This window comes from Limosilactobacillus gastricus PS3 (genome assembly GCF_000247775.1).
Taxonomy (GTDB): domain Bacteria; phylum Bacillota; class Bacilli; order Lactobacillales; family Lactobacillaceae; genus Limosilactobacillus; species Limosilactobacillus gastricus_A.
In genome coordinates this window covers 1-16,608 of the sequence record NZ_AICN01000006.1, presented here as the reverse complement: position 1 = coordinate 16,608, position 16,608 = coordinate 1, and the positions used below count along the sequence as shown (strand labels likewise).

At 42.7% G+C, this 16,608-nt stretch carries 14 protein-coding genes; all 14 read left to right on the top strand.

The genetic code is table 11. The features are described 5' to 3' along the window. Positions 1-217: 217 nt before the first annotated feature. The 14 genes from PS3_RS00695 (at position 218) to PS3_RS00630 (ending at position 16,595) form a co-directional block, all read left to right on the top strand. Positions 218-1,171 (top strand): aspartate carbamoyltransferase catalytic subunit, encoded by a 954-nt coding sequence (locus PS3_RS00695; RefSeq protein ID WP_007121682.1) that lies wholly within the window; start codon positions 218-220, stop codon positions 1,169-1,171. Beyond that, a complete protein-coding gene (locus tag PS3_RS00690) occupies positions 1,171-2,457 on the top strand; it encodes a dihydroorotase (protein WP_007121681.1) in 1,287 nt (428 codons plus the stop codon). Before PS3_RS00695 ends, PS3_RS00690 begins: the two co-directional genes overlap by 1 nt. Position 2,458: 1 nt before the next feature. After that, on the top strand, positions 2,459-3,547 hold the full coding sequence (locus PS3_RS00685; RefSeq protein WP_007121680.1) for a carbamoyl phosphate synthase small subunit: 1,089 nt from the start codon (positions 2,459-2,461) through the stop codon (positions 3,545-3,547). After that, positions 3,540-6,719: a carbamoyl-phosphate synthase large subunit gene (gene carB / locus PS3_RS00680; RefSeq protein WP_007121679.1), complete on the top strand. Its 3,180-nt coding sequence runs from the start codon at positions 3,540-3,542 to the stop codon at positions 6,717-6,719. The genes PS3_RS00685 and carB overlap by 8 nt, the downstream gene beginning before the upstream one ends. A 14-nt stretch (positions 6,720-6,733) precedes the next feature. Further along, positions 6,734-7,654: a dihydroorotate dehydrogenase gene (locus tag PS3_RS00675; protein WP_007121678.1), complete on the top strand. Its 921-nt coding sequence runs from the start codon at positions 6,734-6,736 to the stop codon at positions 7,652-7,654. 113 nt (positions 7,655-7,767) lie between these two features. Next, complete coding sequence (locus PS3_RS00670) at positions 7,768-9,252, top strand: BglG family transcription antiterminator (protein ID WP_007121677.1); 1,485 nt, start codon at positions 7,768-7,770, stop codon at positions 9,250-9,252. After that, the gene (locus PS3_RS00665; RefSeq protein ID WP_040467815.1) at positions 9,242-9,643 is read left to right on the top strand and encodes a PTS sugar transporter subunit IIA; all 402 of its coding nucleotides are present in this window, start codon (positions 9,242-9,244) and stop codon (positions 9,641-9,643) included. Before PS3_RS00670 ends, PS3_RS00665 begins: the two co-directional genes overlap by 11 nt. A gap of 8 nt (positions 9,644-9,651) precedes the next feature. Then, positions 9,652-10,104 (top strand): PTS sugar transporter subunit IIA, encoded by a 453-nt coding sequence (locus tag PS3_RS00660; protein ID WP_007121676.1) that lies wholly within the window; start codon positions 9,652-9,654, stop codon positions 10,102-10,104. Between the two features lie 19 nt (positions 10,105-10,123). Then, a complete protein-coding gene (locus tag PS3_RS00655) occupies positions 10,124-11,476 on the top strand; it encodes a PTS galactitol transporter subunit IIC (RefSeq protein ID WP_007121675.1) in 1,353 nt (450 codons plus the stop codon). A 15-nt stretch (positions 11,477-11,491) separates the two neighbouring features. Next, the gene (locus tag PS3_RS00650; RefSeq protein WP_007121674.1) at positions 11,492-11,776 is read left to right on the top strand and encodes a PTS sugar transporter subunit IIB; all 285 of its coding nucleotides are present in this window, start codon (positions 11,492-11,494) and stop codon (positions 11,774-11,776) included. A gap of 98 nt (positions 11,777-11,874) precedes the next feature. Next, positions 11,875-13,878, top strand: coding sequence for a KUP/HAK/KT family potassium transporter (locus PS3_RS00645; RefSeq protein ID WP_007121673.1), 2,004 nt, complete (start codon positions 11,875-11,877; stop codon positions 13,876-13,878). 81 nt (positions 13,879-13,959) lie between these two features. Continuing rightward, on the top strand, positions 13,960-14,214 hold the full coding sequence (locus PS3_RS00640) for a hypothetical protein (RefSeq protein WP_040467814.1): 255 nt from the start codon (positions 13,960-13,962) through the stop codon (positions 14,212-14,214). Between the two features lie 98 nt (positions 14,215-14,312). After that, positions 14,313-15,665 carry an RsmB/NOP family class I SAM-dependent RNA methyltransferase gene (locus tag PS3_RS00635; protein ID WP_007121672.1) on the top strand — a complete coding sequence of 451 codons (1,353 nt, stop codon included), beginning with the start codon at positions 14,313-14,315 and terminating at the stop codon, positions 15,663-15,665. 57 nt (positions 15,666-15,722) lie between these two features. Further along, positions 15,723-16,595 carry an ROK family protein gene (locus PS3_RS00630; protein WP_007121671.1) on the top strand — a complete coding sequence of 291 codons (873 nt, stop codon included), beginning with the start codon at positions 15,723-15,725 and terminating at the stop codon, positions 16,593-16,595. The last annotated feature ends 13 nt before the right edge of the window (positions 16,596-16,608 follow it).

The following is a 16,608-nucleotide window of genomic DNA, read 5'->3' as shown; positions in this document are numbered from 1 at the left end:
CTTGACAGATACTTTAGCTGGAATCGTTTTGACATCTATCTTGAAACCAAGTAAAATAAACATAACATTGAAAGTCCTTTAAGCAGGTCCCGTGAGGCCAGCAAGGTGACGGCAAAATATAATACCCGTGTATTGTAATGACCCTCGACTGTGCTGACCACAGTGGAGGGTTATTTGTTTATTAGGCTTGATGTAGTTCGAGTGATTGAAGGAGTTTATGATGGCTAAATTACTACGCTTGCCATATTTTACAACGGTTGAAGGATTGACTAACGAAGAGGTCCACGCCTTAATTGAACGGGCAGAAGAATTTAAACACGGGGAACCAAGTCCAAAATTAGACGAACCGGTATACGTTACAAACATGTTTTTTGAAAACTCGACCAGAACTCATAATAGTTTTGCGATGGCCGAACGGAAGTTGGGGCTACAAGAAATTACTTTTGATGCCGGCCATAGTTCAGTTAGCAAGGGCGAATCGATGTATGATACTTGTTTGACCATGAGTGCCATTGGGGTGAATTTAGCCGTGATTCGCGATCGCGCTAATGATTATTATCGTCAATTAACTACCGAGCGCCCAGTCAATTCACAACTAGACTTAGGAATTGTTAATGCGGGAGATGGTAGTGGTCAACACCCTTCTCAATGTTTGCTCGATATGATGACGATTCACGAGCAATTTGGTCATTTTGACGGTTTAAAAGTAGCAATTGTTGGAGATATTACAAATTCGCGGGTGGCCAAAAGTAATATGCAACTGTTGCATCGCTTAGGAGCTCAAATCTACTTTGCAGGTCCAGAATACTGGTTTAGCCATGAGTTCGATGCCTATGGTCAATATGTTCAACTAGATGATATTTTAGACCAACTTGATGTCTTAATGCTCTTACGGGTCCAACATGAACGCCATGACGATCAAACCGAAGCGCAATTTGATGTTCAAGCCTATTGTGATCAATATGGGATTAATCAAGCTCGCTATGACCGGTTACCGGACCAAGCCATCATCTGTCATCCAGGGCCGATTAACCGGGATGTTGAAATTGTGTCCGAATTAGTCGAAGCCCCCAAGAGCTTCTTTTATCAGCAAATGCAAAACGGAGTCTTTATGCGGATGGCCATGTTGGAAGCCGTCATGCGAGGCCGTCATTTAGGAGGATTAGCATAATGCAAACCTTAATTCAACATGGTCAAGTTTATACCGGTGGACACTTGGTAAATACTGATATCCTGATTAAGGATGGTCGTATTCAAGCCTTAGGTCATGACCTAATCGATCCCCAAAACGTTGACACGGTGATTGATGCTGAAAAGCTTTTAGTTTCCCCAGGCCTAATTGATGTTCATGTTCATTATCGAGATCCCGGCTTGACTCAAAAAGAAACGATTAAAACTGGTTCCATGGCGGCGGCACACGGTGGCTTTACAACTGTTGGTGCCATGCCAAACGTTGATCCAGTTCCTGACACACCGGACAAAATTGCTCACATGGTGGAACGTAACCAATCTGAAGGGGTAGTCCACATTAAACAATATGCTTCGATTACCATGGGGCGGTTAAGTGATGAATTAGTGGATTATGCCGGCGTTAAGGATGCCGGGGCCTTTGCACTTTCCAATGATGGGAATGGGGTCCAATTAGCTGGGACCATGTACCGGGCTATGCAAGGAGCAGCTAAAGCTGGGCTTCCCATTGCGGCTCACGTTGAAGATGAATCCTTGTTATTTGGCGGTAAAATGACCTTAGGAGAGCGATCACAAGAATTAGGGATTCCAGGTGCGCCGAGCGTTTCTGAGTCAGCTCAAGTGGCTCGGGATTTAGTATTAGCCAATGATACGGGCGTTCAGTATCACATTTGCCATATTTCCACGAAGGAAAGTTTGGCGATGGTAAAATTCGCAAAAGAAAAGGGCGTACCGGTAACTTGTGAAGCCTCACCACACCATTTATTGTTAAGTGATGAAGAAATTCATGGCGAAAATGCTAATTATAAAATGAATCCTCCACTCCGCCATGCTGATGATCGAGCGGCCTTACAGTCATCTTTGATGGATGGCACGGTTGATATGATTGCGACAGACCATGCTCCGCATACGGCTGACGATAAACCAAACGACTTTTCATGTGCTGCTAATGGTATTACCGGGAGTGAAACCGCTTTTGCTGAATGTTATACCCACTTGGTTAAGCAAGGATCTTTAAGCTTGGAACGGCTCTTAGATCTCATGGCGACCAATCCAGCAGACATTTTCCATTTAGAAGGTGCGGGACGGATCGAAGTTGGTCAACCAGCAGACTTAGCTATTTTCGATCTAAATCACGAATATGAAATTAAAGAAAGTGATTATCTGTCAAAGGGGAAGAATACACCTTTTACTGGTGATCATGTCTATGGCCGGACGATTTATACATTAGTTGACGGACAAATTGTTTATCAAGCCAAGGAGGACTAAAATGCAACGGTATCTAGTACTAGAAGATGGCACAGTTTATGCCGGAGAAGCCTTTGGTGCGGACACGGAAACCGTCGGTGAAGTTGTCTTTACCACGGGGATGACAGGCTATCAAGAAGCAATTACGGATCAATCATATGCTAATCAAATTCTGGTCTTTACGAATCCCTTGATTGGTAACTATGGTGTCAATGTCGATGACGACGAATCTTTACAACCGCAAATTAAAGGGGTTATTTGTAATGAAGTGGCCCGGGTACCAAGTAATTGGCGGATGCAAGGGAGTTTGCCAGATTACCTTAAGCAAATTGATGTACCGGGTTTAAAAGGCATTGATACACGTGAACTAGTGCGTAAGCTCCGGTATCACGGGACCTTACGGGGGACCTTGGTTGCGGATGTTGATTATTTGGATGCAATTATTGAAGATTTACATGAAGCACAACCAACGAAGGGGATTATCGCTAAGGTATCAACAAAATCGCCGTATCCTAATCCCGGCTTAGAACGCAACATCGTGGTAGTAGACTTTGGTTTAAAACACAGTATTCTGCAAGAATTAGCTAAGCGGGGTTGCAACACGACCGTTTTACCGTACTCGGCCACGGCAGAAGAGATTTTAAATCTTCATCCAGATGGTGTACTTTTGAGTAATGGTCCTGGTGACCCGCAAGAAATGACAGCCGCAGCTGAGATGGTGGCTGAAGTTGAAAAGCATGTTCCGATTTTCGGAATTTGTATGGGGCATCAAGTTTTTGCCTTAGCTAATGGGGCCCAAACTTTTAAGATGAAGTTTGGTCACCGGGGCTTTAATCATCCCGTCCGTAACATTGCTACTGGGGAGATTGCCTTTACTTCGCAAAACCATGGATATGCTGTAGATCCGGAATCAGTGAAGAACACGGATTTAATGGTAACTTACGAGGAAATTAACGATGGGATTGTTGAAGGCTTACGTCACCGTGACTATCCAGCCTTCTCAGTTCAATTTCACCCAGACGCTGCTCCGGGTCCCAATGATGCTGATAGTATTTTTGATGATTTTGTAAGTCTGGTTGACCAACGGAAAGGAGACCGTACGAATGCCTAAACGGACAGATATTCATAAGATTATGGTTATTGGGTCAGGTCCAATCATCATTGGACAAGCGGCTGAATTTGATTATTCAGGAACCCAAGCTTGTATGGCCTTACGCGAGGAAGGTTATGAAACCGTCTTGGTAAATTCTAATCCAGCGACGATTATGACCGATAACGAAATTGCTGACCATGTCTATATTGAACCTTTAACCGTTGAATCGGTCAGTCGAATTATCCGCCAAGAATTTCCAGATGCCATTTTACCGACCCTGGGAGGGCAAATTGGCTTAAATCTTGCCGTCGCTTTAGCAGATACCGGGATTTTGGATGAATTGGGTATTCAACTTTTAGGGACCCAATTGGCCTCAATTGATCAAGCTGAAGATCGGGAAAAGTTTAAGCAATTAATGCAAGACTTAAACGAACCGATTCCACCTTCCAAAACTGTTGAAACGGTCGATGGTGCTGTAGATTTTGCTAATGAAATTGGTTATCCGGTTATCGTTCGCCCAGCCTTTACCATGGGGGGAACTGGTGGAGGCATGTGTGATAATGAAGAAGAGTTACGCGAAATCGCCAAAAACGGTTTAGAGTTATCACCGGCCACGCAGTGTTTGATTGAAAAATCAATTGCTGGCTATAAAGAAGTTGAATTTGAAGTTATGCGGGATTCAGCTGATAATGCCATGGTCGTTTGTTGTATGGAAAACTTTGATCCAGTAGGAATCCATACTGGTGATTCGATCGTTATCGCTCCTTGTCAGACCTTATCGGATCGCGAATATCAAATGCTCCGTAATTGTGCATTAAAGTTAATTCGCGCTTTGAAGATTGAGGGGGGCTGTAATGTCCAATTAGCCCTTGATCCTAATAGTTATCACTATAATGTCATTGAAGTGAACCCACGGGTGTCGCGTTCATCTGCTTTAGCATCTAAAGCTACGGGATATCCGATTGCTAAGATGGCGGCAAAGATTGCGGTCGGCTTGACGCTTGATGAGATTAAAAATCCGGTTACTGAAACGACTTATGCTGAATTTGAACCGGCATTGGATTATGTCGTGGCCAAAATTCCTCGGTGGCCCTTTGACAAATTCGTTCATGCTGACCGTCGTTTAGGGAGTCAAATGAAGGCGACTGGGGAAGTGATGGCCATCGGACGGAATTTGGAAGAAGCCTTATTAAAGGCCGTGCGTTCCATGGAAATTGATCAGGCCGATTTGGCCTATCCAACGGCGCAAGCTGCTAGTGATGCTGATTTAGAGATGCAATTAGTACATGTTCAAGATGATCGGCTTTTCTACTTAGCGGAAGCCTTTCGGCGGGGATATTCAATTGATGAACTCTTCCAATTAACCAAAATCACGCCTTACTTCTTAGATATTGTAAAGCACCTGGTGGAATTAGAAACTACGGTAGCTGACCATGTAGGGGACGTCGCAAGCTTGAAATTAGCTAAACGTTATGGCTTTAGTGACCCAACAATTGCTCGCCTGTGGGGTCAAACCAGTGATGAGGTTCGTCAATTACGGTTAGCTAATGGGATTGTGCCGGTTTATAAGATGGTTGATACCTGTGCTGCCGAATTTGATTCCCAAACCCCATATTTCTACAGTACATATGCGCAAGAAAATGAAAGCCATCAATCAGACCGACAGTCGGTCATGGTAATTGGTTCTGGCCCGATTCGGATTGGGCAAGGGGTCGAATTCGATTACGCCACAGTTCACTGTGTGCGGGCCCTGCAACGGTTAGGCTATGAGGCGATCGTCATGAATTCGAATCCCGAAACGGTCTCGACTGATTTCTCCATTTCGGACAAATTGTACTTTGAACCATTAACTTTAGAAGATGTTTTGAACGTGATTGATTTGGAACAACCAGTGGGGGTTATTGTTCAATTTGGTGGTCAAACGGCCATTAACTTAGCTGCGGGACTCGATGCCCATGGTGTAAAAGTGTTGGGTACCACTGTCAAAGACTTGGATGCTGCTGAAGATCGGGAAGTATTTGATCGGGTTATTAAAGACTTAGGTCTTAAACAACCAATTGGGATGACCGCAACGACTCATCAAGGGGTGATTGATGCCGCAGCGGAAATCGGCTATCCCGTCTTAGTACGACCAAGTTATGTCTTGGGTGGTAAAGCAATGGAGATCGTATATAACCAAGACGAGCTAGAAGAATATCTAGCACAAAATGAAACGGTAGCTGAAGAACACCCTATCCTGGTCGATTCTTACTTGGTTGGTCGGGAATGTGAAGTGGATGCGATTTGTGATGGTCACCAAGTGCTCTTGCCGGGGATTATGGAACATATTGAACGGGCAGGAGTCCACTCGGGAGACTCGATGGCCGTTTACCCACCACAAAACATTAGCGAAGATGTGAAAGCTCAGATTGTTGCCGCTACTGAAAAGTTGGCCGTGGCGCTAAAATGTATTGGAATCATGAATATCCAATTTATTATTCATGACGGGGAGGCTTACATTCTAGAAGTTAACCCGCGGGCCAGTCGAACTGTCCCATTCTTAAGCAAGATTACTGGGGTGGAAATGGCGCAAGTGGCCACTCGGGTGATTATGGGTGAAAGCTTAGCTGAACAAGGCTTTGCCCCTGGGCTTTATCCAGAATCGCACATGGTTCACGTCAAGGCACCGGTCTTCTCATTTAGCAAATTAGGGGATGTGGATAGTTATCTTGGCCCTGAAATGAAATCAACTGGTGAAGTCATGGGGACGGATTCAACCTTTGAAAAAGCTCTCTACAAAGCCTTTGCTAGGGCGAAGATGACCTTACCTGACAATGGATCGGTCTTATTGACGATTGAAGACAACGATAAGGACGAGATCCTGCCATTAGCGAAACGCTTTGCCAAAATTGGTTATCGCTTAATGGCAACTGAAGGAACGGCCGACTTCTTGCGGAATAATGGCTTACATACGACGGTTGTTCATAAGATCCATGATCAACGGGAAGACAATATTATGAATCTGCTACTCAACGATCAAGTAGATCTTGTGATTAATACCATGGGTCATGATTATGAACAAAATTCGGATGGCTTTATTATTCGACAAACAGCGATTGAACACCATATCCCGGTCGTAACGCCACTTGATACGGTGGATGCGCTATTACGAGCCTTAGAAAGCCGGGCCTTTACGACCGTGGCCCTTTAAGAAAGGAGTTTATTATGTCAAATCGATTGGCAATTAATATTCCGGGTTTATCAATGAAGAATCCTTTAATGCCGGCTTCAGGTACCTTTGGCTTCGGGGATGTTGCGGGAGCTAGCAAATTTGATTTAAATCAAATGGGAGCGATGGTCATGAAAACGACCACACCGCAAGCGACCACCGGGAATTCCCAACCTCAAATTGCCCAATTAGATGATGGGGTTTTAAACTCAGTCGGATTAACAAATCCGGGAGTGGAAGCTGTCATTAACGATAAGATGTTTAACTTCCATCAACAGTATCCAGTTCTACCAATTGTGGCTTCAATTGGTGGCGATACTGAAAGTGATTACGTGGAAGTAGCCCAAAAACTAGCTCAATCTGGTTTAGCTAATGCACTGGAATTAAATGTTTCTTGTCCCAATGTGGCTTCGGGTGGGATGTCCTTTGGCGTTGATCCAAAAACGGTCGAATCATTGACTAGCCAGGTGAAAGCAGTCACCGGTAACGTTCCTGTGTATGTCAAATTAACACCTAATGTCACTGACATTACTGAGATTGCGCGAGCGGCTGAAGATGGGGGAGCTGATGGCCTGAGCTTAATCAACACCGTTTTGGGCTTGCATATTGATATTCGAACCCGTAAAGCGGTACTGGGCAAAGGTATGGGTGGGTTTTCGGGCCACGCAGTTAAGCCGATTGCGGTGCGGATGGTATATCAAGTTCGTCAAGTAACGAATTTACCTATTATCGGGATGGGGGGAGTTGAAACCCCAGCTGATGTAATTGAATTCTTCCTTGCCGGAGCGGATGCCATTGCTGTTGGAACAGCGCATTTCAAACACTGGGATGCGATTCCGCGGATTGCTAAGGGCTTAGTTCCATTAATGGATCAATTAGGCATTGCGTCATTAGAAGAGTTGCGACAACAACGTTAGTAAATAATCTTAATCATGTGAGATAACATTCAAACGTGTCCATAGCTATGGACACGTTTTTAATTTCCGGTAAACTTTATTTAGCTAAAATGATGATTGAGGAGGGAGGTATCATGATAAAGAAACGGGAAGAAGTAATCGTGGCCTTACTTAAAGCGGATGATTTTTTGACGGCTCATCAATTAGCTCAGGACTTGAAGTTATCGACGAAAACGATTTATCGGGCCGTTAAAGAAATCAACCAATCTTTTGGGCAAACAGTGATTATTTCCGAACGTGGTAAAGGATTGTTGCTAGATTATGATCGCTATTTAATGTTGAGTAATGAACTTCCGTTGGCGGCCGATTTTATTGGAGTAACTCCAGTCGAACGACGCAACGATATTTTGACGAAATTATTATTTACTTCACCTTTAACCTGTCGAGTTGATGAGCTTTATGAACCGTATCATGTTAGTTATGACTTGATGCAGTACGATCTCCAGCATTTAACGAAAATCCTAACTACTTATCACTTGAAGTTACTCCGTCGTGGCAATCGATTATCGATTGCGGGCGATGAGCAAGCGATAAGAAGGTTAATCAATAAGGTTTTAATGCAAAGTAACGCGATGAATGTGGAAACCATTCGCGATTTTGCGAGCCGGTTTCCTGATATGGGGAATTATGATCAGCAGTTTTTAACTGCCCAGTTGGAATTAATTCAACGGTCTTTTCAAACTACAATCCCTTATCCATACAATATCAATATTTTTTCGCATCTGTACGTCTTAATGAAGCGGTATCGAACGGGAAAAGTCCAGTCAAGTCAGAGTGTTCAATTATCACCGCAAGATCAAGCCCTTATTCATGCGCAGCCGATCATTTTAAAAGTTGCTAAAAATGTTATTCAAAATGTCGGGGAATATGTTCATCATTCGATTGAACCAGCCGAAATTAATTCACTGGTCGAGTATTTGTTATCCATGCGGTATAGTCATGAGGTCATTTATGATCCCCATTCGACTCCACTATGTAATCAACTCGTGGAAATTTTTCTAAACGGATTTGATCTGGATGAGCATGCTACTGGAATCCAAACCTTACGGAATGATTTGGTGAGTCATCTGCGGCCGATGATGAATCGGCTTAACAATCAGATTCAAGTGGCTAATAAACTATTGCCAGACATTAAATTAGAGTATGGGGAATTATTTGCGCGGGTCCAGCATTTAGCTCAGCAGGCACAAACTAGCCTTTCGTTACCCTGGTCGATTGATGAAGATGAGGTTGGCTTTATCACGCTATACTTTGCCAAATACTTTGAAGAAACCGAATTTCATCAACGAGCACTAGTAATGTGTGCAAGTGGGGTTGGAACGTCCAAATTACTTTGCGCCAAGGTTCATAAACGCTTTCCAAATTTAGAGATTGTCGGGATTACGTCAAAAGCACAGTACGAGGCTCATCCTGAACGGTATCGGGGAATTGATCTGATTATTACTACAGTTGAGGTCCAAGCTCATAACCAGGAACGCGTGATGCTAACGAATGCTTTATTTACGGTTCAAGATCAAAAACGCTTGGGACAACTATTGGGAGTTAAAGATGGAATTTAAATTAGTCAATTTAAAGCAAGTCAATGATTATCAGGATTGGTTACTTCAATTAGGTCATCTCATGACTAAGGAACCGGATTTACAGAATGAATTAATTCAACAGTTAGTGGGGCGTGAACAGGTTGGTTCGACCATCATTGATCCAGGCATAATGATGCCGCACATCATTAATGAAAATTTATTTGATCATGTAGTTATTGTCAGCCATCTGCAGACGCCATTAAAGCTGGTGGATCAAAATGTTACGACGGCGGTGATTCTACTGATGCGTACGATTGATGCACAGATTGATAGCTTTATGAAAGCACTAATTAGTGATGATCATCTACAACGATTAAAAGATCCTACTATTCAGTTGGTTCAAATCAAAGCAATGTTTAGACAGGAGTAAGTGAATTAATGTTGTTTGATAAACAAATCATTTTGTTTGATCAGGAGATGGCGGATCAAGAGATGGCACTAACTACTTTAGCTAGTCAATTGGAGAAAGCAGGCCTAGTTACAAGTGACTTTACGACCGCAATCATCCAAAGAGAACATCAATTTCCCACTGGTTTATTAACTCAGACGATGGGGGTAGCGATTCCGCATACGGATGCCGATAAGGTTATCGAACCGCAAATCGCGTTTATGCGTTTAAAAAAACCGGTGATCTTTCATCAGATGGGCGATAATCAAGAAATAGCGGTGCAGATAATCTTTATGTTAGCCCTCAAGCAGGGACAAGATCAGTTAAAGATGCTCCAAAAATTAATGGCGCTATTTCAAGATTCATCTGCCATGCATCACTTGATGACGATTCGATCAAACGAAGAATTAATTACCCTAATGCAAGTCGCACAGATTATCTAAAGAAAGGTTGTGAATTCTAATGGAGATGATTGCTGCAGGATTACAGTGGTTCGTTAATTTAGGGGCAAGTGTGATGCTCCCAATTCTGTTATTTATCTTTGCGTTAATCTTACGGATTAAACCCGGGAAAGCTTTTAAAGCGGGCTTAACCGTTGGGATTGGCTTTATTGGGTTAAATTTGGTGATTACCCTTTTAACCGAAAATTTAGGACCTGCTGCTCATACGATGGTTCGTAATTTTGGCTTACATCTTGGTACCTTGGACATTGGCTGGCCAGCAGCTTCTGCAGTTGCTTATGGAACTGTTCTTGGTAGTTTAGCCATCCCAGTTGGGGTCATTGCTAATTTGGTTTTATTATTATTTGGTTTAACCAAAACTTTGGATGTGGACGTTTGGAACTATTGGCATATTGCTTTTACTGGTTCCATTGTCTATGCTGCTACCGGGGATTTCATCTTAGGAATCTTCACGATGGTGGTTCATGTCATGATTATTTATCTCTTAGCTGATTTATCTGCTCCTTACATTCAAAAACAATATGGCTTGGAGGGAATTTCTTTTCCTCAAGGTGCTTCAGCCCCAGGTTTTATTTTGGCCTTGCCTTTGAATTGGATCATGGATCGGATTCCGGGTATTAATAAGATTAAATTAACTCCTCAAACCATTCAAAAGCGCATGGGCGTTTTCGGTGATTCTGGAGTGATGGGATTAATTATTGGGATTGTGATTGGGGCTTTAGCTAAATATTCACTAGCTAAAACTTTACAATTAGGTGTGACCACGGCAGCAGTCTTGATTCTAATGCCACGGATGGTATCACTTTTAATGGAGGGGTTAACCCCGATTTCTGAAGGAGCTAATGATCTAGTGAAGAAGCACTTCCCCGGTCGTGACCTATACATTGGGATGGATAGTGCCTTAGCCGTAGGGAACGAAACGGTCCTATCCTCAGCCTTAATTTTAGTTCCGGTTACTCTCTTGATTGCGATTATCCTACCAGGTAACAGTATGCTGCAATTTGGTGATTTGGCTACCATTCCATATATGATTGCCATCATGTGTGCTGTTTTTAGGGGTGATATTTTCCGGTCATTAATTGGTGGAATTGTTGATATTGTCATTAGCTTATATATTGCCTCATGGGTAGCCCCATTGGTGACCGCTTCGGCAAAGGCCGCTAAATTTAGCTTACATGGAAGTTCTTCAATTTCGGTCTTAAGTGATGGTGGGGTCTGGACAACCTGGGTCATTGTGGGCCTTGGTAAGGTGATGACCTGGGGCGGTATCGGCCTGATTGGCCTTATTACCTTAGGCTTGATGATTTGGTTTAATAAATTTCATAATCGTAAAAGGATAAAGCAAGATGCATAAGATGGAGGTAGTTTGATGAAGACATTAATGGTAACTTGTGGTAGTGGAATTGCTACTTCAACGGTAGCAGAAGGAAAGATTAAAGATTATCTAGCCCAAGCTGGTGTCTTAGACCAGGTTAAAATATACAAGGGCAATATTGCAGAATATGTCAATAAAGTTGATGATTATGATGTCTTTGTTAGTACCACGGTAGTCCCTGATGAGATTAAAGATCGGGTTATTTCGGGATTGCCCTTATTAACGGGCATTGGGGCTGATAAGGTCTACCAACAAATAATGGATAAGTTAGCCTTATAATAAGATTTTAGGAGCTGGAAGGGAGCGCATAACCTTCCGGCTCCTTTTCGTTAAATAGTGTTAAAATTAAATTGTTAACACTAAAGGAGATTGAGAATATGAAAACCAAAAAAACGAGCTTACTAGCAGGGGGCTTGGTAGCGCTAGGAATCGTCTATGGTGACATTGGAACCTCCCCACTATATGTGATGAATGCCCTAATTAATGATGCCGGAGGCGCTCAAAATTTAACCCGTGATTATATTTTTGGATCTTTATCTTTGGTATTCTGGACTTTGATGTTGATGACGACGATTAAATATGTCCTGGTTGCCTTACGGGCCGATAACCATGGGGAAGGAGGAATCTTTGCCTTGTATGCGCTTTTGCGACATAAGGTGAAGGCCAGCTGGTTGATTGTTCCAGCCTTAATTGGAGGGGCAGCGATCTTAGCTGATGGGACCCTAACCCCTGCGGTAACGGTTACCTCGGCGATTGAAGGACTTAAAGGAATCAAAATCGGTAATCAGGTTTGGGTTCATAATCAATCGGAAGTGGTCATCGTAACTTTATTAATTCTCTTGATACTCTTTATCATTCAGCGATTTGGAACAAGTATCCTGGGGAAAGCCTTTGGTCCGATTATGCTCATTTGGTTTGGTTTTTTAGCCGTTTTTGGAATTGCTAATTTGGTCGATGAACCTGGGGTTTTATTAGCTTTATCACCACATTATGGGATTGAATTATTATTTTCACCGGCGAATAAAGCGGGTATCTTTATATTGGGGAGTGTTTTCCTAGCCACTACAGGGGCCGAAGCCTTATATTCTGATATTGGTCATGTGGGTCGTCCCAGTATTTATTTGACTTGGCCCTTTGTATGTCTCTCCTTAGTACTAAATTATTTTGGACAAGGAGCTTACCTATTGCATCGGATCGGGAGCTTTAGTCCAACTGGTACAGGGTATAATCCCTTTTATCAAATGTTACCATCATGGGTCTATCTTTTTGGGGTCGTAATTGCAGCTTTAGCGGCCATTATTGCCTCCCAAGCCCTGATCACTGGATCATTTACCTTAATTGAAGAGGCGATTGGTTTGAAATTTTTACCCCGTTTAAAGGTGGAACACCCGTCGCTTGCCCGTGGGCAAATTTATATTAGTGCGGTTAATTGGATTCTTTGTCTGGTAACTTCATGTGTGCTTTTATATTTCCGTACCTCCGCGCATATGGAAGCAGCCTACGGACTAGCCATCACCATGACAATGTTGATGACCACTTTATTGTTATTCCATTATCTCCAATTAAAGACTAAAGCTGGTCTAGCTTGGTTATTCGCTATTGTCTACGTTACCATCGAAGGAATCTTCTTTATTTCGAGTATGACAAAATTTGTTCATGGCGGTTATGTAACAATTTTGATTACTTTATTGATTCTTCTAATTATGGTCGGCTGGTACTTTGGTAACAAATTACGGGACAGTTTTGCTTCCGAAAATGAATATCTTAATTTAGATAATTACAAGACGATGCTTGCCCAGTTAAGTAACGATGATGCTTTGCCACTGACGGTTTCTAATCTCGTGATGATGACCCGGGTTAATCGGAATCATCATGTCAAACGCGAAATTTTATATTCGATATTGGATAAGGATTTAAAACGGGCGAAGGTCTACTGGTTTATTACCGTTAATACCACTGATGAACCCTATACTAGCGAATATACCGTTGATCTAATGGGAACCCGTAACATGGTCAATGTCCAATTATATTTAGGCTTTAAAATGCCAACCAAAGTCAACCTCTATCTCCGTCAAATTGTGCAAGACCTGATGGATCAGGGACAAATTGATCCGCAACCGCAAGCTTATACGACTATCAAAGGGCGCCAAGTTGGGGACTTTAAATTTGTGTTTATTAAAGAATTATTGAGCAATGATAATCAAATCACTGGTTGGAAGCGGGGCCTGATTAATATTCGAATCTGGTTACAAAATCATACCTTGTCACCCGTTAATTTCTATGGGTTAGAGTTTAGTGATGTCATTACGGAACCTGTGCCAATCGTACTACATCGTCAATCACCCGTTAAGCTGAAGCAACGTTCAGTCCCAAAATTTTAAAAGATAAATAAAGTCCTGTTCCCGAATTAGTCATATCTCATTTTTATAATGATGGCATGCTAAGCAAAGGAGGTCTGACGATTGCGACTAAGGACAATTGTAATTATTGGGTTAGTCGTTGGAGGCGTTTGGTATTACAAAAATACCCAGTCACCAGCTACCAGTCAGGTAGCAGCGACAACCACCACCAACGAAAGTCAAGGCAGTCGATTAGTTAATACAGTACAACAAACTTGGCACAATTTAACTTATGATTTTCAAGATTGGCTAGCAAGTCATCAAACGACTAATACGCAAAACGCGGCAGGGAGCCAATCGACATCGACCAGTGAATAATGATATTTTGGATCGCCATTTAGCGATCCTTTTTGTTTTCTTGCATCTCAGGGATGGCTTTCGTAAAATTAACTTATTAACCTGAAGGAGCAAATATTGTGGAATTACCAACCGCTTTTATTGAAAAATATCAACGTCTATTAGGGGATGAAGCCGCTGATTTTTTAACGGCTTTACAAGCACCAAGCCAAGCTGGCTTTCGCTCGAACCCATTGAAACCGGCTCTGCCTACAGCCACAATCGCTCAAGCAAAGGGGAAGGTTGCTGCTGTGCCAACTGGGTATTATGGTCAGGTAGATGGTCATTCTTTAGATCATGTAACGGGTTGGGTTTACAGTCAAGAACCTTCAGCCATGCTGGTAGGGGAAGTGGTAGCTCCGCAAGCCGGTGAGAAAGTCTTAGATTTATGTGCGGCGCCAGGTGGCAAAAGTACCCATTTAATTGGTAAAATGCAAGATCAAGGCCTGTTGGTGGCAAACGAAATTTTTCCGAAACGGGCCAAAATTTTAGCAGAAAATTTGGAACGCTGGGGAGCTAACCAGGCTGTAGTCACGAGTGAAAGCCCTGATCATTTAGCACCACAATTTCCACAATTTTTTGATCGGATTTTAGTTGATGCCCCGTGTTCGGGAGAGGGGATGTTTCGTAAAGAGCCGGAAGGAATCCAATATTGGCATCCGGATTATCCTCTTGAATGCGCAAATCGCCAACGGAAAATTCTGGGATCGGCTTTGCAAATGTTAAAACCAGGGGGAACCTTAGTTTATTCAACTTGTACCTTTGCACCGGAAGAAGATGAACAAGTGATTGCATGGTTATTGGATACTTATTCAGAATTATCGCTGGTCGAAATTCCTAAACAAGCCGGAATGGATGCTGGTCGTCCGGCTTGGGCCAATGGTAATCCTGAATTAACAAAGACCTTACGTTTATTCCCCCATCATTATCAGGGTGAAGGTCACTTTATTGCTAAATTACACCGTGCTGGAGAACCGCATGCCAGCAAACGAGCGAAACCACGTAAAGGACAGCGACCTAGTTTAACCAAAGAACAGCAACAGTATTGGGAAGAATTCCGTCAGTCGGTTTTGCCAGCATACCAGCCAGAACGTCTAGTGGTATTTGGCGACCACTTGATCGCGATGCCTGATTTATTCCCGAGAGATGCAAAAGTTAAGATCATTCAAGGCGGCGTTGAATTAGGAATCTTTAAGAAAAAACGGTTTGAACCGAGTCATGCCTTAGCCTTAGCTTGTCAGCAGGCACGTCAAGTTGAAATCTCCTTGGATGATTGGCGCTCTTATGTTCATGGTGATGTGATCACCTTAACTGATCCACCAACTAATGGTTGGTATGTAGTGACTTGTCAGGACCATCATTGTGGCTGGGGGAAAGTAACTGGGTCAAATCTGAAAAATTTCTTTCCCAAGGGGTTAAGGTTTGGCTTGTGAGAATTTTAGTTTAAGCCTAAAATAAGGGTAATAATTAAAAAGTTCGAGGGTGAAATAATGTTATTAGGAAGTATTGATTCCGGGGGACGGCGTTTAACTTGTGCCGTGGCTGATGAGCATCAACAAATCATTAAGAAGGCACTCTATTTAACCACTGATCCGGCTGCGACTTTTAAGCACATTGTCGACTTTTTTAGCCCCTATCAAGAAGAACTAGCAGCGCTTGGCGTGGCTTCATTTGGTCCGATTGATATTGATCCTCAAAGCCCCACGTTTGGTTATATCACTACAACGCCCAAAGTAGGGTGGAAAAACGTTAATTTTGTTGGTGAATTAAAAAAACATTTTAATCTGCCAATCTACTGGACCACGGGGGTGAATGCCTCAGTTTATGGTGAATACCTTAATTTAAAAGATCAGCTTCATCATGGTTCCTTAGTTTACTTTACGCTCGGGACAGGGGTAGGTGCTGGTGCCATCCAAAATGGTAATTTTATTGGTGGTGTTGGGGCTCCTGAAATGGGTCACGTCTTTGTTAAACGCCATCCAGATGATCGTACCTTTACGGGAATTTGCCCATATCATGGGGATTGTTTGGAAGGTTTGGTCGGGGGGCCAACTTTCCAGGCTCGACTTGGTATTCGCGGTGAAGATGTTGACGATACAGATCATGTTTGGGATATCTTAGCTTACTATGTTGCTCAAGCTTCGATTCAAGCAACCACGATTTTACGTCCGGAAAAAATTATTTTTGGAGGCAGTGTGGCTCGACCACAACTAATTAAAAAAGTTCGGGAACAATTTGAACGGATGTTTAACCACTATATGGAAGTTGGCGAGATCGAAGACTACATTATCCATCCGTCAGTTCCACGTAATGAATCAGCTACGCGGGGCAATTTTGCTTTAGCCGCTGAATTATTAAAATGAAGATATTTAATAA